Raw genomic sequence first — 21,520 nt, forward strand, 5'->3', positions numbered from 1 at the left:
GCTTGGGGGGCATAATGCCACGATACATCATTGAACGGAATTTTGCCGAGCAGCTGAATATCAGCGACAACGACAAAATTCACATCAAAGAAATCAACGACGAAGTCGGCATTGAATGGATCTTTTCCTTCCTCAGCGCAGATAAGCGCAAAACATACTGCCTTTACGAAGCCCCGGATGAAGAAAGCCTGCGAAAAGCGGCCGAGCGTCTGAACATTCCTGCCGATGTCATCACGCCGGTAGATCGGATCGATCCGGGACTATTTGCCTGACGACCAGCTTTCCCCCACAACCAAGTATCCCCTTCTCAGGGCAATAACAAACTCACGAGGCAGCCGTGCGCGAAACCTTTCCTGAAACAAGGGAGGCCTAAGCATGTTTGACCCGAAAGCACTCGACGGACATATCGCAACTGTGGATCAAGGCGATTTGGACGCGCTTGATGCCTCACTGCGCGGCGGGGTCTACCTGCCGGGAACCCCGGAATACGAAGAAGCCAGGATTACCTGGAACAGCATGTTCGAGCGTTTCCCCGCCTTCGTGATCCGTGCGATGGGGGCGAGCGACGTCCAGAAGGCAATTAACTTCGTCCGACAAGCAGGCCTCATGATGACCGTTCGATCAGGTGGGCACCAGATTGCAGGGCACGCCGTGGCGGACAAGGCCGTCATGCTGGACCTGTCTCAGATGCGTTCGGTTCACGTGGACCCTGCCCGCAAAACTGTCCGCGTTGCACCCGGTGCGTTGCTTGGAGACGTTGATCGCGAAACACAGGCCCATGGTCTTGTCGTCCCCACAGGCATCAATTCGACCACCGGCATCGCCGGGCTGACCCTGGGCGGCGGTTTCGGCTGGACGACCCGGAAATTCGGCATGACAATCGACAACCTTCTGTCGGCAGAAGTCGTCACAGCGGATGGCGCGATTGTCACCGCATCATCCACGAGCCACCCGGAACTTTTCTGGGCCATTCGTGGTGGTGGCGGAAACTTCGGTGTCGTTACCTCATTCGAATTCCAGTTGCATGATCTTGGGCCGGATGTCCTGTCCGGCCTGATCGTGCACCCGATCGAAAAGGCACCAGAATTGCTTTCCGAATTTGTGGCCATTGCGGACACGTCCCCCGATGAGCTCACCGTCTGGAGCGTGATGCGAAAAGCGCCGCCGCTCCCGTTCCTGCCGGAAGAGTGGCACGGGCGCGAAGTGCTGATTTTCGCAGCGTGTTATAGCGGCCCGATGGATGAAGGTGAAAAAGCGATGTCGGCCTTGCGCGCGCTGGGTGAGCCGATTGTGGATGTCATTTCACCGCACAGGTTCGTGGACTGGCAGGCGGCTTTTGATCCCCTGTTGTCGCCGGGCGTCCGCAACTATTGGAAAAGTCATGACTTCAACACGCTGCCCCCGGCCGCCATCACGGACCTGCTGGGCGCGATTTCCACTCTGCCTGATCCCGCCTGCGAGGTTTTCATTGCTCATGTCGGTGGCGCGATGGCCCGCGTTGAGCCCGCTTCTACCGCCTACCCACAAAGATCTGCGCATTTCATCATGAATGTCCACACGCGATGGGAAGACCCTGACAAGGACGACACCTGCATCGGGTGGGCACGCCAGCTGTACGAACAGATGAAACCATACTCAACAGGCAGTGCCTATGTGAACTTCATGCCTGAAGACCAGGCAGATCACGTGACCGGCGCCTATGGTGTGAACGGCGAAAAGCTGTCCAAGATCAAAGGAAAGTACGATCCCACCAACTTGTTCAGGATGAACCACAATATTCTACCAACGTAAGACAACCAGAGTGGCAATTCCCGAACTGCATTGATGTTGGGACCGCTGTCTTAGCACCACTCAATTTTCTCGCTGTTCGGCTATCGCGCCAAGCGGTTCCTCTCACCTATGGCCGCGCTGGCACTCATGCCCTCTTGTCGTGCAGCTACCCTAGATGCTGTATCATTAGAGCGTTGAACTTGCGGGGCGCGACCGAACCGACTTTCCTGATCCCGTTTCAAACACCTGTTTTACGCTTAAGCCTGCAGTCTGGGTCGCTAGGAACAATTCATCGAATAACCGCCTCGGAATTCGCGGGGCAAGTTTCTTTCAACTACTGGCCGAAACTATCCGACAAGCCCATTGCGGCGTCCGGTTCCCAGAACCTTCACCTCGAGCCAGTGGAACACCAATGCAATTACGCCCGCTACGAGAATGTAGAATACAGCCAACAGGATAAGCGGTTCGTAGACGATAAACGTATCGGCACGCACACGGGACGACACGGCATAGATATCAACCACGGTTATTGTGGCGACCAGCGGTGTTGCCTTTAGTTGCAGTATAGTTTCACCGCCCAAAGTCGGCAGAACATTGCGGATTGCCTGCGGTAACCAGATGCGGCGAAACATCGTCAGCCTTGGCATACCAAATGCCTTGGCCGCCTCCAGCTGTCCTTTGGCAACACCCTTGAAGGCTCCGCGCATGACCTCGCCTTCATAACCCGCATAAGAAAGTGTCAACGCCAGCACCGCATAGGGCCAAGCCTGACGCAGGTACGGCCAAAGTTCAGACGATCGTATCCATGGAAACTGCGGAAACAGAGAGCCGAGGCCATAATACAACAACCAAAGCTGCAAAAGCAGCGGTGTGCCGCGAATGATGGTACAGAACGCCTTTGAGGGTGCCGCAAGATACCATGGCCCAACGGCCTGCGCTAATCCAAGGGGTACAGCCAGTAAAAATCCAAGAACGATCGTGACAACCAGCAACCAAAGCGTGGTCCAGATACCCTTCAATGCAAGAGGCGCATAATTGGGTATCCAATCCCACCGCAATGTCATCGCGCACCAAACCGCGATCCCGGCAAAGATCAGCATCATCACGATACGATGAGGTTGCATCAGAGATCTGAGGTCGATCATCTGCTGCCTCCGTTCAGAGCGGGTTGGCCGCGACGGGCCCATTTCTCAATCCGCGCAAAGATTCCACCCGAAAACAGCGTAACCATCAGATAAAGGAAGCCCGCCGCTAGGAAAAAGGTGAAGTAGGCCCGCGTGCTGCTGGCCGCCTGGCGCGTTTCCAGCGTCAGCTCGTTAAAGCCGACAACGGCCAGCAATGCGGTGTCTTTGGTTGCAATCAGCCACAAGTTGGCCAGACCCGGTACCGCAAAGCTCATCATGGCGGGGATTGTGACGCGCCGCATGGTCATGAAGGCCGGCATCCCGTAGGATTTCGCCGCTTCGATCTGACCGGGCGGAACCGCCTGAATGGCACCGCGCAGAATCTCGGTCGCATACGCGCCCTGAACGACGCCCAGCACCCAAATGCCTGCGGCAACGCCGTTGATCTCGACGCGGCCACCACCCATGGCAGCAGATATTTTGTTGATAATATCGGATCCCACGTAATACAGGATCAGGATCAGGACCAGTTCCGGCACGGCCCGGATCACGGTCGTATAAATGGCAAGAAGGTCGCGCGTGACCTTCCCGCCGTAAAGTTTGCCATACGCTCCGAACAATCCGATCACGAGGCCCAGCGCATATGCGCCAAAAGCGATCTGCAAGGAGTGGGACAATCCGCGTAGCAGATTGGCCCCCCACCCCGGCGGCGAGAGCGACAGAAGCTCTGCGCTCTGCGCCAAACCAAGTGATTCCAGAAATCCGGTCACGGCAACGGCTTAGTAGATGCTGGTCGAGAAATAGTTCGACGTGATCTTCTCATGCGTGCCATCGGCAAGAATTGCCGCGATGCCCTTGTTCAACGCCGCAAGCAGGTCATCCTGCCCTTTACGAACGCCCGCACCGACACCACGCCCCAAAATGGCGGGATCGTCCTTCACGGCACCTTTGATTTCGCAGCAAGCACCGGCATCCGAGTTCACAAAATCGGCCATCGCAATGCTGTCAGCTTGTGTGGCGTCGATCCGACCCGCAAACAGGTCCTGATTGGCCTCATCCTGAGTTTGATAGACGCGCAGTTCGGAATCCTTGAAGTATTCCTGCGCATAGGCTTGGTGGATCGTCGAAGCCTGAATGCCAATGACTTTACCCGCCAGCGATTCCGGGGTTGCTTCGATATCCATCGATTTATCGGCAACGATAACCGCAGGTGTGTTGTAATAAGGATCGCTGAAATCAATGGTTTTCAACCGTTCCTCGGTGATCGACATCGAGGCCATGATGGCGTCGATCTGCTGCCCCGTCAGCGAAGGGATGATACCGTCCCAGGCCACCGGCGTGATAACACAGTCAAGTTCCGCAGCGGCGCAAACTGCATTGATGACGTCGATCTCCCAACCAACCCAGTTGCCTGAACTGTCCAGCGACGCGAAGGGCGGATAAGGCTCGGCCGCGATGCCGATCTTGACCTCTTCTGCACTGGCAACACCAGCCGAAAGGACAGCGGCGGCAAGACCGGACGCGAGCAGTTTCTTGACGTTCATTTTGTTACTCCCTTTAGGTTTATTTTGTTGTTTTTTGTAGTGGATCAGGCGACCGAGCTGAGGAACTGCTTCAATCGTTCTGATTTTGGATTTCCGAAGACCTCGGCAGGTGGACCCTGCTCTTCAATGCGGCCCTCGAAAAGATAGACGACATGGTTCGCGACTTCGCGCGCAAATTTCATTTCATGGGTCACAAGCAGCATGGTGCGCCCTTCCGCTGCAAGATCCCGGATCACGGTCAGAACCTCGCCGACAAGCTCTGGGTCAAGCGCTGAAGTTGGCTCATCGAAAAGCATCACCGAAGGATCCACCGCAAGCGCGCGTGCGATGGCGGCGCGCTGTTGCTGACCGCCTGAAAGATAGGCCGGATAGGTGTCGGCCTTGTCACCAAGCCCCACCCTTTTCAGCAGGTCATGCGCCCGCGCGACAGCTTCGGCCTTTGGTACCTTAAGGACATGTACCGGTACCTCGATCACGTTTTCCAGAAGCGTTCGATGTGTCCACAGGTTGAACTGCTGGAAAACCATCGCAAGCCGCGTACGGATACGTTCTATCTGGCGGCGGTTCGAGGGGCTGCCGTCGGCATGCATTTCAACCAGCTCACCGCCGATGGTGATCTTTCCCGAGCTTGGTGTTTCCAGAAAGTTGATACAGCGCAGCATGGTGGATTTGCCCGAGCCTGAACCCCCAATGATGGCAACGACATCGCCCTTGTTCGCTGTCAGCGAGACACCTTTCAAAACCTCCAGCGTGCCGAAAGACTTGTGCAGGTCCTCAACCCTTATCGCCTCTTCAGACGTGGTTGCTTCGCGTGCGGGTGTTGCTGCTTTGGCTGTGTCCATATCCAAGAATCTTCTGATTTCAGCTTGCAGTAAGCCTCGAATCTCGCAATTATGCAAGTGTATAATAATTCCGTACCATGGATGGCCCGGACGTGCAGGACGACAGCCGTAAATTTACACGTGAATCTGCCGAGTTTCGGCGCGAGGCGCTGATCCTGGCGACTTTGGACCTGATTGCCGAGATGGGCGTTCGGGGTGCCACTGTGCGTCAGATCGCGGCCCGCGCGAACGTGACCCAAGGGCTGATCCGGCACTATTTCTCATCCAAGGAGGAACTGGTTCAGGCTGCGTACGAACATCACATGAATACGCTGACCGATCAGACAGCTGCGTCGTCAGGGAAAGGCAGCGCAGTATCTCAGTTGACCAACTTCGTTGATGCGTCGCTGCGACCGCCAATCGTTGATCCAAGCGCTGTGGCCTTGTGGGCCGGCTTCCTGAACAAGGTGCAGCGTGATCCGAAAATGCAACGCATCCACCAGCAAACCTATAACTATTTCCGGGATCAGCTTGAAAAGCTGATCGTCGTCGCATTGCAAGAAACCGGACGTCCAGTCACCACGCCGCAAGCCGTGCAACTGGCCATTGCCTGCAACGCGGTTATCGATGGTCTTTGGCTGGAAGGCGGTGCGCTTCCAGATGAATTTTCCGAAGGTCAATTGGCGCAGATCGGATTAGATTCCGTCAGTGCTATCGTCGGTATCCCATTGATCAAAGAGGTGGAACAACCATGAAGACCACATCTGTGACAGAACGGTTAGCGGGCTTGGGTGGCGCCAAATGGGGCGTACATCTGAAAGCGCGCGACCTTATCAAGGCCGGAGCGGACATCGTCGAAATGACGATAGGTGAACCGGACGTGCCGGTGTCGGACGCGCTGGTCGAAGCCACCGTAACCTCACTGCGGGCCCAGCGAACGGGCTACTCCAATGGCCGTGGCGAAGCTGGCTTGCTTGACGCGCTTTCCGCCCGTTACTCGGCTTCCCGCGGACGTGTTTTCGGGCCCGAGAATTTTCTGTGCTTTCCCGGAACGCAGACCGCACTGTTCGCTGCCATGGCCGGCGTTGCCGAGGCCGGTGACGAAGTTCTGGTCGGTGATCCGATGTATGCAACCTACGAAGGGGTCGTGCGTGCTTCCGGGGCGGAAATGGTGCCCGTACCTCTGCGCCCGGAACACGGGTTTCGCATGCAGGCCAAAGATATCGCCGCACGCGTAACACCGCGCAGCCGCGCCGTTCTTCTGACAACGCCACACAACCCAACGGGCGCGATCCTGACCGCCGAGGAGTTAACCGAGATCGGACAGCTCGCGATTGCGCATGATTTGTGGATTATCTCGGACGAGGTCTATGAAGAACTGATCTTTGACGGGGCCAGATTTGTGTCGCCACTGGCAGACCCGGAACTGGCGGATCGTGTCATAGGCGTATCATCCATCTCGAAATCACATGCCGCGCCGGGGTTCCGCAGTGGCTGGTGTGTCGGGCCAGCCGCGTTTTGCGAAGCGCTGCTGCCCTATTCCGAGACCATGCTTTTCGGCAATCAGCCCTTCATCGCCGATATGACCGAAAAAGCGATCCGAGACGGGTCCGAGGTTGCCTCCGGCATGGCCGCCCGTTTTTCAGCGCGCGCTACGCTTTTGGCTGATCGCCTCGAAGCAGAAACGGATCTGACCGTTCACCGGCCTCAGGCGGGAATGTTCGCCATGATCAACGTCTCCGCCACCGGGTTGGACGGCGAAGCCTATGCCTGGGACCTGTTGCAGACCGGGGTGGCTGTCATGCCGGGTTCCGCCTTTGGGGACAGCTTGAAAGACTGGGTGCGGGTCGCCCTGACGATCAGTGACACCAACTTTGCCACTGCGGTCTCTCGCCTCATCGATCACGCCAACAGAAAATCACGCGAGGTTGCATGAGTGAAATGACCGTGGGCGAAGCATTGGTTGCAAGGCTTCGCCAAAAGGGTGTGACCTGCGTGTTCGGAATTCCGGGCGTTCATACGGTCGAGCTTTACCGCGGGCTTGCAGGCTCGGGCATTCGTCACGTTACACCCAGACACGAACAGGGTGCAGGGTTTATGGCCGACGGCTATGCGCGCGTGTCAGGCAAACCGGGTGTGGCCTTTGTGATCACCGGGCCTGGATTGACCAATACATTGACGCCGATGGCGCAGGCCCGCGCGGATTCAATACCGATGCTGGTGGTGTCCGGTGTCAACAAAACCGCATCTCTTGGCAGGGGTTTAGGGCATCTGCATGAATTGCCAGACCAGTTGGGACTGGCCAGGACCGTTGCGTTGCTGTCCGAACAAGTTTCCGCCACCAACGCTCTGGACCCGGTCTTGGACCGCGTGTTCCACACCCTCGCCAACGGTCGATCCGGACCGGTGCATATCGAAGTTCCGTTGGATATCGCAGCGGCTGATTATCAGGAAACACAGGTCGAACCGCTTGTCTCAGCCTCTCCGATTGACCCGGCTTTGATTACACAAGCCGCACAGCAACTGGCCAAAGCGAAGAACGTTGTCATTCTGGCGGGCGGCGGCGCAAAACGTTCCGAGGCTGGATTGCAGGCCCTGGCCGAAGCTCTCGATGCGCCCGTGGTGCAAACGGTCAACGCGCGCGGCCTGATGCACAGGCATCCGCTGACTGTTCCGGCAAGCCCCAGCCTGAACGCCGTACGCGGCTTGATAGAAAGCGCCGATTGCGTCCTTGCACTGGGAACCGAGCTGGGCCCAACCGACTATGATATGTATGCCACCGGCCAAATTGCCAAAATGTCAGGGTTGATACGGGTTGATCAATGTGGCGGGCAACTGGCGCGACATGAGGCAGCGCTCATCATTCAAGGTGACGTCAACTTGGCTGTATCAGCGCTGGTTGACGCCTTGCCGCACAAGCCAAAGCAAAGCGATGGCGCGGAACGTGCAGGCAAAACACGTGACGCCGCCTGGGCGGAAATTGGTCCAGACTATCGCAAACAGGTGGAAATCCTCAACGCAATGCGTTCTGCGGTCCCGAACACCCTGATGGTCGGAGACTCCACGCAACCAATCTATGCCGGCAATCTTTTCTACGATCACGACCGGGCCGGAGGCTGGTTTAACGCGGCAACCGGGTACGGCGCGCTGGGCTATGGAATCCCCGCAGCCATCGGCGCTTCGGTCGCCGATCCCACGGCACGTGTAATATGCATCGCGGGCGATGGGGGCGCGCAGTTTTCTCTGCCTGAAATTATGGCCGCGGTCGACGAAGACCTGCCGGTCACCTTCGTGATCTGGAACAATCACGGATACCAGGAAATTGCCACGTCAATGCAGGATGCGGGCGTGACAGTCATAGGATGTGATCCCTCGCCTCCTGATTTTTCGGCGACGGCCAAGTCATACGGTATTCCATTCGCTTCGGTTCCAGCTGAACCGCAGGCTGTCGCGCAGGCATTGCGCCAAACTGCCGCCCAGAACGGGCCGGTAATGATCGAAGTCACCGCTCCGAAATTCGCAGCTCAGAAAGATTGAAACATGTCAGACCCAACCTTTGAGTTTTCCCGCGCCATCACCCGCCGTCCGGCTCCGACTATTGCAGGCGGGTTGCGTGCAGAAGATATCGGAAACCCGGATTTCGACGGGATGACAACGGCGCATAAGGCATATGTGGCAGCACTGAAAAGCACCGGAGCAGAGGTGATCGAACTGGATCCCCTGAACGCGTTTCCCGACGCGCAATTTGTCGAGGATACAGCCCTTTGCCTGCCGCAAGGTGCGATATTGATGCGGCCCGGCGCACCTTCGCGGATGGGTGAAGTGGCTGAAATGGCGCCGACCCTTCGCGACTGCTACGACACGGTTCTGGAAATTCAGGGACCCGGCCATGTCGAGGGTGGAGATATCCTTGTTACCGGTCGCGAAATTCTGGTAGGCCGGTCAGACCGGACTGACGCGGAAGGTGTCGCCGAGCTGGCGAAAATCACCTCGGAGTGGGGGCACAAACTGCGCGAAGTTTTCACGCCCGAGGGCGTCCTACACTTCAAGACAGATTGTTCGCTGATGGACGCCGAGACAATACTGTCGACCCGACGGCTGGATGCATCGGGCTGTTTTGAGGGCTACCGGGTGCTGCATGTTGAGGACGGAGAGGAAGCTGCCGCCAATGCGATCCGCTTCAACAATCTGGTGTTGATGGCCGCTGGCTTCCCACGCACCGCTGAGATGTTGGATCGCGAAGGGTATGAGGTCGTAGAGATCGACAACACCGACTGCGCAAAGCTGGATGGTGGAATGTCCTGCCTTTCGTTAAGGTTCTAAGGGCGTCACCGGTAGCGTTCAATCCTTGGTGTTTCCTGCGAAAACTGTCGCCCGTACCGGTCTTTCCTTTCCCGCCATTCGCTCATAAACATAGGTGGCCGCCGATGATCTCGTCCGCCGAGTGCGACCTGCAACCGGTTGCAAGACTTTTGCGATGGTGCATAATGAATCTCTGATGCAAAACACCTTGATATCTCTGACCATCAACGACCGGAGCCGCACTGCGTGAGCGTGACCCTGAAAGACGTCGCCGCCTTGGCCGGTGTATCGCGATCTGCCGTGTCGCGCACCTTTACCGAAGGCGCCTCGGTCTCTGCGAAAACACGCAGCAAAGTTGAAAAGGCCGCGCGAGAGCTTGGCTACAGTCCCAACGCCCTCGCCTCGTCCCTGACCACCGGGCGCACAAAACTGATCGGGTTGATTTCGAACAACTTTCACAACCCGATTTTTCTTGAGGTGTTCGATCAGTTTACCCGCGCCTTGCAGGAACGCGGGCTGCGTCCTTTGATCGTGAACCTGACGGACGAGACCGAGCCCGCAAACTCGGTCCGCATGCTGCGCCAGTATTCGGTTGACGCGGCCATCGTTGCCTCTTCGACGCTGCCGCCCAGCTTTGCCAAGGCGTTTCACGATGCGGGCGTACCGGTGGTGCACACGTTCGGTCGCTCGGCCACCTCGCCCGAAGTGCATGTGGTGGGAATCGACAATGTCGAATGCGGGCGCATGGCCGCGCGCGAGCTTTTGGCGCGCGGATACAGGCGTGTCGGCTATCTGGGCGGGCCCAAAGATGCAACCTCGGCACTCGACCGGTATCGCGGGTTCATGGAAGAATTGGCAGATCATCCCGATATCGAATTAAGTCATTGTTTCGCAGGGGCTTATTCCTTCGAGGCCGGCCGCGCCGAAATGTTGCGCCTGTTGGCCAACTCCCCGTCCGAGGCGTATTTCTGCGGCGATGACATCCTGTCTGTAGGCGCATTGTCCGCACTGGCTGATCATGGGCTGAAACCCGGTCAGGACATTGGAATTATCGGACTGAACGACATGGAAATGTCGCGCTGGGAAAGCGTTAACCTGACAACGATCCACCAGCCGATCAAGCAGATCATCACCTCATCCGTCGATCTGGTTGTCGAGATGCTGAAAGAGCCTCAGCGCTATCCCGAGGCCCGCATTTTCCCCTGCCGCGTGATCGAACGGGGCACATTGCGGCCCCGCCCCTGATCAGCGAAACATCGGCGGGCGCGCGTCCTTCCACACGCCATCGGCCTTGCCCGATGCAACAGCCGCGTGGACGGCCGCAATGGACCGCAGCCCATCTGCCGCACCGGGCAGACCGCCGCGTCTTTCACCGCGGATCGCGTCCGCCAGATCGCAATAGATGTTGGCGACCGCCAGAGGAAACCCCTCGGGGTGCGCAATGGCGACACGCGACAGGCGTTGCACCTCGTCGTGCAAACCGCCCTCACCCTTTTCGATGATCTGAGTACGCCCCCCGACTGGAGTATAGATCAACTGGTTGGGCTGTTCGGATGCCCAGCGCAGCCCACCGGTTTCGCCAAAAACCTGAATGTCAAAGCCATGCTGCCGTCCGATCGCCACCGATGATGTCCAAAGGCGCCCAACCGTGCCGCCCTCCATCCGGAAATTGATCATTGCATCATCTTCCAACTCACGGCTGGCGATGGTCGAAGCCATGTCGGCAGACAGGGTTTTCACCTGATCGTCACAGATGAAACTGGCCATGTGCAACGCATGGATGCCGCAATCGGCAAACTGCCCCGAAACACCGGCCATCGCTGGGTCATAGCGCCAGCGCACGCGCGGGTTATCCGCATCTGTGGCGTCGCCATGATGGCCATGGCTGAAATTGGTCACCACCAGACGCACCTTGCCGATATCGCCTGCACGCACCATCGCACGGGCCTGACGCACCATCGGATAGGCAGAGTAACAGTAGTTCACCGCACAGATCCTGCCCGAGGCTTCGGCCACGCGCACAATCTCTTCGCCCTCTTCCACCGTCATGGTCATCGGCTTTTCACACAACACGTTAAAACCTGCCTCAAGATACGCCTTGGTAATCTCAAAATGGGTCGAATTGGGCGTCGCGATGGTTACCAGATCAACCCGATCCTCGCGGTCTTTTTCGCCAGCCAGCATCTCTTGCCAGTCACCATAGGCACGATCGGCAGCAACACCCAATCGCTGCGCGTATTCGCGGCCCACGTCGGGCCGGTGATCCAGCGCGCCAGCTGCAAATTCGAACAACCCGTCCGCCTGCGCCCCAAGGCGGTGTGCAGGACCAATCTGGCTGCCTTCACCACCCCCGATCATGCCCCATCTCAACTTAGCCATGGTCATTGTCTCTCATTGGAATTGTCTCGTAGAGCGATCAGAAATCGCTCATGTCCTGCCACTGCCGCTGATCGGACGAGGCCAGCGCAGCGGCCAGCACGCGGTTGACTTCATGCCCGTCGCGGAACGTGGGCCAGATCGCCTCGCCGGTGTGGATGGCCTGTAGAAAGTCCTTGCCCTCGATAATGATCTGGTCCTGATAGCCGGTTCCATGACCCGGACCCTGACAGAAGGGCTCATAATCCGGGTGCGCGGGGCCGGTCAGGATCTTGGTGAACCCGCGCGCGGCTTCGGGCCCTTCGAGCTTGTACAGCCACAGCGCGTTCTGGTCCTCCTGATCAAACCGGAGCGCGCCTTTTGTGCCCGAAATTTCATAGGCATAGCCCATTTTCCGACCCGTCGCGACGCGGCTGAAATACAGGTTTCCCATAACCCCGTTTTCAAACCGACACATCATCTGGGCATGGTCGTCATTTGTTACCTCACCACCGGGGCGGGTTTTGTGAACGGTCTCAACATCTGCCATCACCTGCGCAATGGGCCCGATCAGCGCCAATGCGCCGTTGACCATATGCGGGGCAAGATCGCCGATTGTGCCATTGGCCCTACCGGTTGTGCGCCAGGTGGCCGGGGCCTGCGGATCTGCATAGAAATCCTCGGTATGCTCGCCCCGGAACCACGTGATGTCACCAATCGCGCCATCGGCAATCAACTGGCGGGCATATTGGCTGGCGGGTGTGCGGATATAGTTGAATCCCACCATGTTCACCGCTCCCGAAGCCTCAGCCGCGGCAACCATCGCCCGACTGTCTTCAAGCGATGCGCCCAATGGTTTCTCGCACAAGACCGGTTTGCCCAAGGCAAAAGCCGCTTCGGCGATCTGACGATGTGTTGACTGAGGCGAGGCGATCACGATTGCCTCGACCCTGGGGTCTTCAACCAACATGCGCCAGTCATCGGTTGCCCGCTGAAATCCATAGGCCGCCCGGTAGCGTTCGGCACTGTCCGGGCTCGACGCGCAGATGACCTCAAGCCGGGGGCGCAACGCCGTGTTGAACACCGCACCGACGGCCGACATGGCAACGGAATGGGCCTTGCCCATATAACCGCCCCCCACGATTCCCACTCCGATTTCAGGCATCTGCCATGGCCTCGCACATTGTGTTTGCAACCGGTTGCAAAATCAGTATCGTGTGAATCGATTCAACGCAAGGTCCAAACTTTGCCCACCCCACTTTGCCGGAGGACATGACGTGAGCGCTTTGATGGAGGGTATCAAAGGAAACAGCTTTGCCGTTCTGGGGCGTGCGGGTATGGACCTTTACGCAGACCCGATCGGTGTCAAAAGCGAAGAGGCCGATACGTTCCATGCCGATCTTGGCGGCTCGTCCGCGAATATCTGCGCCGGTCTGGTCAAGCTGGGCAGTCAGGCATCCTTGATCACCTCCGTCTCGGACGATGCAATTGGTCGGTTCTGCCTCAACCGGTTGCAACATTACGGGGTGGATACCTCTTATATCCGCGTGTTGGGGGGTGAGTATCGCACCTCTCTTGCCCTGTATGAAAGCCGGACCGATAACTTTCAGAATGTCATCTACCGCAACGGTGCGGTCGATTTTCAGGTTACTGACGCGGATGTCGACAAGGTTGATTATTCATCCTTCTCGGCCCTGATCTCGGCTGGTACCGTCTTTGCGTCGGAACCCTCGCGCAGCGCCACGTTCCAAGGGTTTGAAAACGCGCGCAAAGCTGGCCTTCCGATCATTTTCGATGTTGATTACCGCCCCTACAGCTGGCCATCGCCAGAAATTGCCGCTGACGTTCTGTCCCGTGCGGGCGAAGCCTGTGACCTGATTGTCGGCAATGATGAAGAGTTCGGCTTCATGGCCGGCGGCATGGAAAAGGGCTTTGCCAAGGCACAGGACCTCGCCAGGAAACCGGGCCGGGTTGTCATTTACAAGATGGGCGAAAAAGGCGCCGTGACGCTGGCGGATGGGCAGGAAATCAGAACCGGGATCTACCCAGTGGACGCCATCAAGCCAGTCGGGGCTGGTGACAGTTTCATGGCAGGGCTTCTGGCTTCGATCGCGGCGGGGCACTCGCTGAAAGACTCGGTGATGCGCGGTTCCGCCTGCGCATCCATTGTCGTTTCCAAACCCGGCTGCGCCCCCGCCATGCCGACGACCCCCGAACTGAACGCGTTCCTCGCCTCTCACCCCGGCCCGACCACATAGGAGTATCCCATGCATATCGCGCCCTATGACAATCAGAACAAGCCCATCGTTGACGCCGGTGATCCGTCCGTTCCGCTGAACTATTTCAACATCGTCAAACTGAAAAAAGGCGAGGCGTTCGAATACCAGGTGCCGGGCTACGAGACCTGCATCGTCCCTGCAACCGGCAGCGTCGATGTGGATGTCGAAGGCGTTTCCTTCCCCAGTCTGGGCAACCGGGGCGAAGATGTCTGGGATGGCGAGCCCGAGGGCATCTATGTGCCCGTCGGCGCAAAGGTACAGGTGGTCTGCGTTTCTGACGCGACCGAGGTGTTCATTGCCGGTGCGAAATACGACAAGGTGCTGGACCCGTTCGATGTGCGCGAACACGACCTTGTGCAATATGGCAGCGACGACACCAAAACCCACCGCAAGATCAAACACATCCTTGGCCAAAAGCAACACGACAAGGTCGGCCGCCTGCTGGTGAGTGAGCTGTTCACCGTCGGTCAGGGCGGCTGGTCGGGCTTCCCCAGCCACAAGCATGACACCAACCGCCTGCCGGACGAGACCCGCCACGATGAGACCTATAATTTCCGGTTCAAGCCCAACTGGGGCTCGGGCCTTCAGATGTTGCAGCGCGAAGATAACCAGCCGGGCGACGCCTATCACATCGTGGATGGATCGACCGTTTGCATCGACAAGGGCTATCACCCCTGCTGCGTTTTGCCGGGGTACGAGATGTATTATTTCACCATCCTCGGCGGCCTGACCCAGCGTTCTCTGGTGCAGTATTTCCAGCCCACACATGCCTATCAGATCGAGACCATTCCTGGCATCAAAGACATGATTGCGAAATTCAAATGACCCTCGTCACACTGAAAGACGTCCTGCAACCCGCTTATGAACAGGGCTATGCCGTAGGCGGGCTGGTCACACTCGGCTGGGAAGACATGCGCGCCTATGTAGCCGCGGCCGAGGCCGAGAATGCGCCCGTGATCCTGCAAGCCGGACCCAGCTGCCGCGAGCACACGCCACTGCCGATCCTGGGCAAGATGTTCCGGTATCTGGCCGAAAACGCCTCGGTGCCCGTCGTGGCGCATCTGGACCACGGCTATACCTTCGAGGACTGCAAGATCGCGCTGGACAGCGGGTTCACCTCGCTGATGTTCGACGGATCGCGCAAACCCCTGCGGCAAAACATCGATGAAACCGCCGCAATTGCCGAGATGGCCCATGCGGCAGGGATTTCCTGCGAGGGCGAGATTGGTTTTGTCGGGTACTCGGGCGGTGAAGGATCGAACGGCACCGACCCGGCAGAAGCGGCCCAGTTCGCACGTGAAAGCAGTGTGGATGCGATGGCGATATCGGTCGGCAACGTCCATCTGCAACAAAACAAGGAAGGCGGTCTGGACGAAGCCCGTATTGCCGAGATCGACGCCATGACCACAGTACCTCTGGTCATTCATGGCGGGTCGGGCGTGCCGATAGATCAGCGCGTGAAGCTGTCCCGCGAAACCTCGATCTGCAAGTTCAACATCGGGACCGAGCTGCGTATGGCGTTCGGAAATGCCATGCGTGAGGCCGTCAATCGTGACCCGGATCGGTTTGATCGCGTCACGATCCTGAAAGAAACCCACGATCCGGTCGAAGCCGCCGCGCGCATGGTCATCCGTGCCTTTGGCGCACCACCGCAACGTTAACGCGCGCTTTCGCCTTCAGATCGAGCCGCCCTCGACCATGAAGTTGCCCGCGCTGCACATGGCGGCGTCGTCCGAGGCCAGAAACAGAACCATGCGCGCGACATAGACAGGCTCTATCGGATCGGGCAGGCATTGACGGTCCACCTGTTTGGCCAGCGCCTCGGGCGTGACCCACAGGTCTTTCTGGCGCTCGGTCATGATCCAGCCCGGCACCACCGTGTTCACACGAATGCGGTGATCGCCCAATTCGCGCGCCATGGTGCGGGTCAGGCCATGCACCGCCGATTTGGCGGTGGCATAGGCCGGAAAACCTGCCCCGGCCTCCCACCAGGAATTCGATCCTATGTTGACGATCGAACCTGCGCCCTTGGCGATCATACCCGGGGCCACAGCCTGAATGGCAAAGAACATATGGCGGATATTGGTCGCCATCCGCTCATCCCAATAGTCCGGCGTCACCTCGCGCCAGTCGTGGCGGTCATCCTGGGCGGCGTTGTTGACCAGCACATCCGCCTCGCCCAGCTCCTCGACCAGTTGCTCCAGCGCAGCCCGCGTCCCTTCGATATCGCGCAGGTCACATTGCGCAAAGGCGTGTTCACCGTCCAAGTCCGCCAGCAGAGCATGGCCCGCATCCGCATTGATATCCAGAAACCCGACCTTCGCCCCTTGCGCGGCAAAGGCGCGAACGGTTTCCGCACCAATTCCCCCGGCCCCGCCGGTGATGATAACCGTTTTGCCCGCAAGGCTAGGGTAATTGGCGAAGTCTTGGCTCATCCGTCACGCTCCATGATCCATTCGACCTCGGGGGCCAGGGCAAACCGCCATTTGCGCAACGGGCCCGCCATGACGTTCAGATAATACATCTCAAACCCATAGGGCGCGCCGCAAGGGTGATGGCCACGCGGAACGATCACAACATCGCCATCGGAGACAGCCATCGTCTCATCCAACTGGCCATCATCGGTATAAACCCGCTGAATTCCGAACCCGTTGGCCGGGTTGAGGCGGTGGTAATACGTCTCTTCCAGATAGGTGATGCGGGGAAAATCGTCCTCATCATGTCGATGACTGGGGTAAGAGGACCAGTGCCCATTGGGCGTAAAGACCTCAGTCACCAGCAGACTGTCGGCATAATCCTCGTTCTCCATCGCGATATTGTTGATATACCGCGTATTCACACCCTTGCCGCGTTCGGTCAGCGTGATGCCATCCGGCCCGATCCGGCGCGCTTTGTGGCCGCCCTTACCCGGGGCCGAGCACACCGCCACAACGCAGTCGGTTTCCGCCACAGCCTCCCACTCGGTTCCGTTGGGCAGATACAGGCTATGCGGCGGTGTCTTTTCGAACACGTTCATCCGGTCGCCCAATACACCCCAGTCCTGACCGGCCCCGGTGATCCGTGCCTTGCCTTCGACCATCACCAGAATGATCTCGCGGTCTCCTGTCGCCTCGGCCGCCCTGTCGCCCGCTTGCAGATGATACAGCCCAAAACCCACATATCGCCATCCGGCACTGTCCGGGGTGATGTCATGTACCTTGCCACGGGTTCCAATAGGCTTCTTCAGCAGGTCTGCCATTCTTGTTCTCCTTATTGGGCGGGCCTAAACGGCCCGCCTGTATCGCCCTCAGGCCGCTTGCCGTGCTTGCAGGGCCGAAAGCGCCTCGGACAGTCGGGCCTCGGCCCACCCTTCCGATACGGCCCGGTGCAATATGTCGGCCTGGCTTTCAGGCGCGTTACCACCAATCGGCGGGTCGGTGTCCAGATTGGTCGGGAACGGATAGCCCTCAGCCGTTGCGGCAATAGCGGCATTCAGCTCTGCCGCACTTAGCGCCCCCCGTTGTTTCAGGGCGACCAGCGACGGAAACACCGCCTGCGACATGGACTGCCGGTCAACCATCTCCATCGCACGACCGAAGGCAGACGAGACCTGCAACAGGTTCGCCATCCGCTGAATATCCGCACTGCTGTTTTCCCCGGCAGCGTGGAACAGCGCCGGGTTGAAGAAAACGGCATCCCCCTTTTCAAGGGGCAACTGAATGTAGTTCTCTTCGAAAAACGCCCGGTGTGCCGCATCGTGAAAGGCCAGATATCCCGGCGCATAAAGCTGCGAAAACGGCAGCAGTTTGGTTGGGCCGCTTTCCACGGGCATGTCACAATGCGCAACCGCCCCCTGCAAGGTCAGCGAAGCCGTCACCAGATGGGCATGGGCCGGATACCGGGCGGCGCTGTCGGCGGTCTGGAAGCCCAGATGGTAATCCCGATGCGCCTGCTGTGCCTTGCCGCCGGGGCGCACCTGATTGATCTGCGTGGTCACTTGATAGTTCGGCCCCAGCCACGCCTCGCAAGCCGCTGCAATGGCCACATTCCCGAAATAGAGCGCAAAGCCCTCGGGATCGCGCAAGCACTGTTTCTGTAACGCGTTCCATATCCGGTCATTCGCGCCCGAGGCTGCAAAGTGGTCGCCTTCCCCGGCCCCGCCCTGACGTTCTTCCTCGATGATCTGATGGAACACAGCGGTCGCCCGGTCGATCACGGACGTATCCGCAAATGCGCCTTTTAGAACGATCACACCCGCAGATCTGTCCAACACGCCTGCCCATTCCGCCAGCAGCGCTTTTCTTTGATCTGCCTTCTCCAGCGCCGGGCGCAGGGCGTGCATATCATAGATCGGAACGTTCTTTTGTACCGATGCGGCATAAGGCACCGCACCGGTTGTCAGGTTTTGCGAGGTCAACACCTTGAATTCATCCAGATCACAGGATTCCCGGTCAAAATAACCGACATATCCAAGTTCTTGATGTACCATGACAAACTCCTCTTTCATGGCTTCGGTGTTGCCCCGAGGGGCGGTGATTAAACGGTGATCTCCAACCCTGCCTTGCCGCAAACCTCGACGATGTGGTCATAGCCCAATTTGGAGTACTCATAGGGCGGCGCCTTGGCGGGGTCCTGCTCGGCCTCGACCACGATCCAGCCGCTGTAATCCATTGCTTTCAACGCGTTGGCTACGGCCTGAAAGTCGATGCACCCATCACCCGGCACGGTGAATGCCCCGGCAATTACGGCATCCAGAAAGCTGCGATTGTTCTCGCGCGTGTCCTGCACGATGTCTGGACGGATGTCCTTGAAATGCACGTGATGCACCCGGTCGCCCCAACGGTTCAGCGTGGCCATCACGTCGCCACCGCCAAACAGCAAGTGACCCGTATCGAAACACAGCTTCAGCTCGGGGCCTGAACCCTGCATCAGCCAGTTCACATCCTCTTCGCTTTCGATGATCGTGCCCATATGATGGTGATAGGCCATCGGCATACCCTGATCTGCCATCCATTTGGCAAGCTCGGTCAGCTTGCCCGCATAGGCCAGAACCTCGTCTTTGGACAGCTTCGGGCGGTCATTGACCGGCGTTCCGATCTGCCCCTGAACGGTATTTGAACACTCGGCGTAAACGATGCAGGGGCTGTTCAGCGCAACAAATTGTTCCACCTGCTCGCGCACGATGGCGACCTCGGCCTCAAGGTCATTGACCAGAGTACTGCCCGAACACCAACCGCCACACAGCGCGATGTCGTTTGCGTCCAGATAGGCGCGCAACCCTTCGGTGTCGCCGGGCATCCGCTGGCCCCGTTCAACACCGGTATAGCCGATCTCGCGCGCTTCTTTCAGCGCCTGCTCCATCGTGTAAGCTGCGGTCAGGTCCGGCAGGTCGTCATTCTGCCAGGCAATCGGAGAGATACCGATCTTCACGCTCATTTCGTGTTTCTTTCCTTGATGGCGACCTCATAGGCCGCACGTTTTTCGTTTACTTCCGGACGGATGCTGACCTCGGGCACCGCCACTTCCCACCACGTTCCACCATATTCGGTCGATGGGTAGGGATCAGTGTCGATCACCACCACATAGGGGCCTTTGACCTCGCCACGTTTGGCCAGTGCCTCCTCAAGCTCGGCGATCGAGCTGACCTTGACCGCCGTCGCCCCCATTGCTTCGGCATGTTTGGCAAAGTCGATCACCGAATTTTCACCGCCGATTGCGTGATCCAGCAGGTTGTTAAACTCGGCCCCGCCGGTTCCCATCTGCAAACGGTTGATGCAGCCAAAGCCGCGATTGTCGGTGACCACAACGGTGAACGAAATCCCCATCATCGCCGCCGTCGCCATTTCGGAATTCGCCATCATGTAAGTACCGTCACCGGTAAAGCAGATCACGTCGCGGTCGGGCTGGGCCAACTTGATGCCCATGGCACCGGCGATCTCATACCCCATGCAGCTGAAGCCATATTCCATGTGATAGGCACCGGGGCGCGGTGCCTTCCACAACTTGTGCAGTTCACCCGGCATCGTGCCTGCGGCACACATGGCAACGGTGTTTTCATTGGCCGCCCGCTGCACGGCACCAATCACCTGCATGTCCGTGGGCAGCGCATTGCTGTCCACCGGCGCATCGGTCAATGCGTCGACCTTGGCAAACCACTCGGGTTTCAGCGTTGCAGGCATATCAGGCGCGCGGTAACCGCCCAACGCACCGCTCAGTTCACCAAGCCCTACGCGGGCGTCAGCCTGCAGCGGCATCGCGCCGTGCTTTGCCGCGTCATAGGCGGCGGTGTTCAGGCTGATCAACTCCCGCTCGGGGTTTGCGAACAATCCCCAAGACCCTGTGGTGAAGTCCTGAAACCGGGTGCCGACGCCCAGCACCAGATCAGCCTCGGCGCAGATATCATTGGCAGGCTCACCGCCGGTGACGCCAATCGGACCAAGGTTCAGGGGGTGATCCCAGGCCAGCGCGGACTTACCGGCCTGCGTCTCGGCCACCGGCACGTTGTGTGCCTCGGCAAAGCGCTGCAACGCGGTGGTCGCGTCCGAATAGTGCACACCGCCCCCGGCCACGATCACAGGGCGCTTGGCTGCCTTAATCGCGGCCACAGCACGCGTCAGCTCACCCTCATCCGGGCGAATGCGGCGCTGATACCAGACGCGCGGCTCAAAAAAGCTAACGGGATAGTCATAAGCCTCGGCCTGCACATCCTGACAAAAGGCCAGCGTCACCGGACCGCAATCAGCCGGGTCCGTCATGGTGCGGAAGGCACGCGGCAGCGCCGTCAACAGGTGCTCCGGCCGGGTGATGCGGTCGAAATAGCGGCTGACCGGTCTGAAACAGTCATTCGCACTAATAGTTCCGTCCGAGAACACTTCGGGTTGCTGCAAGACCGGGTCAGGGCCACGCGTGGCGAACACGTCACCGGGCAGCAACAAAACCGGCAGGCGGTTCACATGGGCCAGCGCCGCAGCGGTAACCATGTTGGTGGCCCCCGGCCCGATGGACGAGGTGACCGCCATCGCCCGCCTGCGCCCCAACTGCTTGGCATAGGCAATCGCACAATGTGCCATCGTTTGTTCATTATGACCGCGATAGGTGGGCAGGCTGTCTTTCACACCGTGCAGCGCCTCGCCCAGACCGGCCACATTGCCATGGCCGAAAATCGCCCAGACACCTGCGATAAAGGGCTCTCCGGCCTCGTTCATCTGCGCGCCCAGATAGCGCACCAGAGCCTGCGCCGCGGTCAGTCGGACTGTCTTGCTCATCATGATCCCTTTCAACTCAGCTCCGCCTTTGGCGGCCTGCGGGTTTTCTCATTTGCGAAGGTGCCAGCTTTTGTATCAAAG

The 21,520-nt window shown here is 58.7% G+C and carries 21 protein-coding genes; 10 read left to right on the forward strand and 11 right to left on the reverse strand.

All coding sequences use genetic code 11. The annotated features are described in order from the left end of the window. Positions 1 to 14 precede the first annotated feature (14 nt). Both ACR0J7_RS05870 and ACR0J7_RS05875 read left to right on the forward strand, forming a co-directional pair. Positions 15 to 272 carry a DUF4242 domain-containing protein gene (locus tag ACR0J7_RS05870; protein ID WP_267366859.1) on the forward strand — a complete coding sequence of 86 codons (258 nt, stop codon included), beginning with the start codon at positions 15 to 17 and terminating at the stop codon, positions 270 to 272. Positions 273 to 375: 103 nt separating this feature from the next. Then, entirely contained in the window at positions 376 to 1,791 is a 1,416-nt protein-coding gene (locus ACR0J7_RS05875; protein WP_480913556.1) for an FAD-binding oxidoreductase, read from the forward strand. Positions 1,792 to 2,117: 326 nt separating this feature from the next. On the opposite strand, the gene ACR0J7_RS05880 is transcribed toward ACR0J7_RS05875, so the two are convergent. The 4 genes from ACR0J7_RS05880 to ACR0J7_RS05895 are packed head-to-tail and all read right to left on the reverse strand — an operon-like array spanning position 2,118 to position 5,280. Further along, the gene (locus ACR0J7_RS05880) at positions 2,118 to 2,915 is read right to left on the reverse strand and encodes an ABC transporter permease (RefSeq protein ID WP_480483323.1); all 798 of its coding nucleotides are present in this window, start codon (positions 2,913 to 2,915) and stop codon (positions 2,118 to 2,120) included. Further along, positions 2,912 to 3,664, reverse strand: a complete 753-nt coding sequence (locus tag ACR0J7_RS05885) for an ABC transporter permease (protein WP_480475310.1) — start codon at positions 3,662 to 3,664, stop codon at positions 2,912 to 2,914. The genes ACR0J7_RS05880 and ACR0J7_RS05885 overlap by 4 nt, the downstream gene beginning before the upstream one ends. A gap of 9 nt (positions 3,665 to 3,673) precedes the next feature. Then, positions 3,674 to 4,438 carry a transporter substrate-binding domain-containing protein gene (locus ACR0J7_RS05890; protein WP_480475308.1) on the reverse strand — a complete coding sequence of 255 codons (765 nt, stop codon included), beginning with the start codon at positions 4,436 to 4,438 and terminating at the stop codon, positions 3,674 to 3,676. 44 nt (positions 4,439 to 4,482) lie between these two features. Continuing rightward, positions 4,483 to 5,280 (reverse strand): ABC transporter ATP-binding protein, encoded by a 798-nt coding sequence (locus ACR0J7_RS05895; RefSeq protein WP_480483321.1) that lies wholly within the window; start codon positions 5,278 to 5,280, stop codon positions 4,483 to 4,485. Between the two features lie 77 nt (positions 5,281 to 5,357). Here ACR0J7_RS05895 and ACR0J7_RS05900 point away from each other — a divergent pair, with 77 nt between their 5' ends. From ACR0J7_RS05900 to ACR0J7_RS05920, 5 genes are all read left to right on the forward strand, one after another. Further along, positions 5,358 to 6,014, forward strand: coding sequence for a TetR/AcrR family transcriptional regulator (locus ACR0J7_RS05900; RefSeq protein ID WP_480913558.1), 657 nt, complete (start codon positions 5,358 to 5,360; stop codon positions 6,012 to 6,014). Next, positions 6,011 to 7,195 carry a pyridoxal phosphate-dependent aminotransferase gene (locus ACR0J7_RS05905; RefSeq protein ID WP_480486768.1) on the forward strand — a complete coding sequence of 395 codons (1,185 nt, stop codon included), beginning with the start codon at positions 6,011 to 6,013 and terminating at the stop codon, positions 7,193 to 7,195. The genes ACR0J7_RS05900 and ACR0J7_RS05905 overlap by 4 nt, the downstream gene beginning before the upstream one ends. Then, positions 7,192 to 8,796, forward strand: a complete 1,605-nt coding sequence (locus tag ACR0J7_RS05910; protein WP_480913560.1) for a 5-guanidino-2-oxopentanoate decarboxylase — start codon at positions 7,192 to 7,194, stop codon at positions 8,794 to 8,796. Before ACR0J7_RS05905 ends, ACR0J7_RS05910 begins: the two co-directional genes overlap by 4 nt. 3 nt (positions 8,797 to 8,799) lie before the next feature. Further along, positions 8,800 to 9,582: a dimethylarginine dimethylaminohydrolase family protein gene (locus ACR0J7_RS05915; RefSeq protein ID WP_480538906.1), complete on the forward strand. Its 783-nt coding sequence runs from the start codon at positions 8,800 to 8,802 to the stop codon at positions 9,580 to 9,582. A gap of 225 nt (positions 9,583 to 9,807) precedes the next feature. Then, positions 9,808 to 10,806 (forward strand): LacI family DNA-binding transcriptional regulator, encoded by a 999-nt coding sequence (locus ACR0J7_RS05920; RefSeq protein WP_480773274.1) that lies wholly within the window; start codon positions 9,808 to 9,810, stop codon positions 10,804 to 10,806. Here the strand turns inward: ACR0J7_RS05920 and ACR0J7_RS05925 are convergent, their stop codons facing one another. Both ACR0J7_RS05925 and ACR0J7_RS05930 read right to left on the reverse strand, forming a co-directional pair. Next, positions 10,807 to 11,940, reverse strand: a complete 1,134-nt coding sequence (locus ACR0J7_RS05925) for a Gfo/Idh/MocA family protein (RefSeq protein WP_480913561.1) — start codon at positions 11,938 to 11,940, stop codon at positions 10,807 to 10,809. It lies immediately after the preceding gene. A gap of 37 nt (positions 11,941 to 11,977) precedes the next feature. Then, on the reverse strand, positions 11,978 to 13,081 hold the full coding sequence (locus ACR0J7_RS05930; protein ID WP_480913563.1) for a Gfo/Idh/MocA family protein: 1,104 nt from the start codon (positions 13,079 to 13,081) through the stop codon (positions 11,978 to 11,980). Positions 13,082 to 13,205: 124 nt separating this feature from the next. Here ACR0J7_RS05930 and iolC point away from each other — a divergent pair, with 124 nt between their 5' ends. The 3 genes from iolC to ACR0J7_RS05945 are packed head-to-tail and all read left to right on the forward strand — an operon-like array spanning position 13,206 to position 15,856. Continuing rightward, on the forward strand, positions 13,206 to 14,174 hold the full coding sequence (gene iolC, locus ACR0J7_RS05935) for a 5-dehydro-2-deoxygluconokinase (RefSeq protein WP_480483371.1): 969 nt from the start codon (positions 13,206 to 13,208) through the stop codon (positions 14,172 to 14,174). Positions 14,175 to 14,183: 9 nt separating this feature from the next. Then, entirely contained in the window at positions 14,184 to 15,020 is an 837-nt protein-coding gene (locus ACR0J7_RS05940; protein ID WP_480483307.1) for a 5-deoxy-glucuronate isomerase, read from the forward strand. Then, a complete protein-coding gene (locus ACR0J7_RS05945) occupies positions 15,017 to 15,856 on the forward strand; it encodes a class II fructose-bisphosphate aldolase (protein WP_480913565.1) in 840 nt (279 codons plus the stop codon). Before ACR0J7_RS05940 ends, ACR0J7_RS05945 begins: the two co-directional genes overlap by 4 nt. Positions 15,857 to 15,871: 15 nt before the next feature. Here ACR0J7_RS05945 and ACR0J7_RS05950 read toward each other — a convergent pair whose 3' ends face one another. Genes ACR0J7_RS05950 through iolD form a run of 5 tightly spaced genes read right to left on the reverse strand, consistent with a single transcriptional unit; the run spans position 15,872 to position 21,439 of the window. Further along, positions 15,872 to 16,630, reverse strand: a complete 759-nt coding sequence (locus tag ACR0J7_RS05950; protein WP_480483303.1) for an SDR family NAD(P)-dependent oxidoreductase — start codon at positions 16,628 to 16,630, stop codon at positions 15,872 to 15,874. Further along, the gene (gene iolB, locus ACR0J7_RS05955) at positions 16,627 to 17,433 is read right to left on the reverse strand and encodes a 5-deoxy-glucuronate isomerase (protein ID WP_480506798.1); all 807 of its coding nucleotides are present in this window, start codon (positions 17,431 to 17,433) and stop codon (positions 16,627 to 16,629) included. Before iolB ends, ACR0J7_RS05950 begins: the two co-directional genes overlap by 4 nt. Before the next feature lie 48 nt (positions 17,434 to 17,481). Beyond that, the gene (locus ACR0J7_RS05960; RefSeq protein WP_480913567.1) at positions 17,482 to 18,663 is read right to left on the reverse strand and encodes a phytanoyl-CoA dioxygenase family protein; all 1,182 of its coding nucleotides are present in this window, start codon (positions 18,661 to 18,663) and stop codon (positions 17,482 to 17,484) included. A gap of 47 nt (positions 18,664 to 18,710) precedes the next feature. Continuing rightward, positions 18,711 to 19,610, reverse strand: coding sequence for a myo-inosose-2 dehydratase (iolE, locus tag ACR0J7_RS05965; RefSeq protein WP_480604840.1), 900 nt, complete (start codon positions 19,608 to 19,610; stop codon positions 18,711 to 18,713). After that, a complete protein-coding gene (iolD, locus tag ACR0J7_RS05970; RefSeq protein ID WP_480913569.1) occupies positions 19,607 to 21,439 on the reverse strand; it encodes a 3D-(3,5/4)-trihydroxycyclohexane-1,2-dione acylhydrolase (decyclizing) in 1,833 nt (610 codons plus the stop codon). The genes iolE and iolD overlap by 4 nt, the downstream gene beginning before the upstream one ends. Positions 21,440 to 21,520: the final 81 nt, after the last annotated feature.

The sequence above is a fragment of the Ruegeria sp. O4 genome (assembly GCF_056535125.1).

Coding starts and splice junctions, on each gene's coding strand:
- ACR0J7_RS05875 (WP_480913556.1), top strand. CDS start 376: ATGTTTGACCCGAAAGCACTCGACGGACATATCGCAACTGTGGATCAA.
- ACR0J7_RS05945 (WP_480913565.1), top strand. CDS start 15,017: ATGACCCTCGTCACACTGAAAGACGTCCTGCAACCCGCTTATGAACAG.
- ACR0J7_RS05925 (WP_480913561.1), bottom strand. CDS start 11,940: ATGGCTAAGTTGAGATGGGGCATGATCGGGGGTGGTGAAGGCAGCCAG.
- ACR0J7_RS05870 (WP_267366859.1), top strand. CDS start 15: ATGCCACGATACATCATTGAACGGAATTTTGCCGAGCAGCTGAATATC.
- ACR0J7_RS05930 (WP_480913563.1), bottom strand. CDS start 13,081: ATGCCTGAAATCGGAGTGGGAATCGTGGGGGGCGGTTATATGGGCAAG.
- ACR0J7_RS05895 (WP_480483321.1), bottom strand. CDS start 5,280: ATGGACACAGCCAAAGCAGCAACACCCGCACGCGAAGCAACCACGTCT.
- ACR0J7_RS05905 (WP_480486768.1), top strand. CDS start 6,011: ATGAAGACCACATCTGTGACAGAACGGTTAGCGGGCTTGGGTGGCGCC.
- iolB (WP_480506798.1), bottom strand. CDS start 17,433: ATGGCAGACCTGCTGAAGAAGCCTATTGGAACCCGTGGCAAGGTACAT.
- ACR0J7_RS05910 (WP_480913560.1), top strand. CDS start 7,192: ATGAGTGAAATGACCGTGGGCGAAGCATTGGTTGCAAGGCTTCGCCAA.
- ACR0J7_RS05900 (WP_480913558.1), top strand. CDS start 5,358: ATGGATGGCCCGGACGTGCAGGACGACAGCCGTAAATTTACACGTGAA.
- ACR0J7_RS05890 (WP_480475308.1), bottom strand. CDS start 4,438: ATGAACGTCAAGAAACTGCTCGCGTCCGGTCTTGCCGCCGCTGTCCTT.
- iolE (WP_480604840.1), bottom strand. CDS start 19,610: ATGAGCGTGAAGATCGGTATCTCTCCGATTGCCTGGCAGAATGACGAC.
- ACR0J7_RS05915 (WP_480538906.1), top strand. CDS start 8,800: ATGTCAGACCCAACCTTTGAGTTTTCCCGCGCCATCACCCGCCGTCCG.
- ACR0J7_RS05950 (WP_480483303.1), bottom strand. CDS start 16,630: ATGAGCCAAGACTTCGCCAATTACCCTAGCCTTGCGGGCAAAACGGTT.
- ACR0J7_RS05940 (WP_480483307.1), top strand. CDS start 14,184: ATGCATATCGCGCCCTATGACAATCAGAACAAGCCCATCGTTGACGCC.
- iolD (WP_480913569.1), bottom strand. CDS start 21,439: ATGAGCAAGACAGTCCGACTGACCGCGGCGCAGGCTCTGGTGCGCTAT.
- iolC (WP_480483371.1), top strand. CDS start 13,206: ATGGAGGGTATCAAAGGAAACAGCTTTGCCGTTCTGGGGCGTGCGGGT.
- ACR0J7_RS05960 (WP_480913567.1), bottom strand. CDS start 18,663: ATGGTACATCAAGAACTTGGATATGTCGGTTATTTTGACCGGGAATCC.
- ACR0J7_RS05880 (WP_480483323.1), bottom strand. CDS start 2,915: ATGATCGACCTCAGATCTCTGATGCAACCTCATCGTATCGTGATGATG.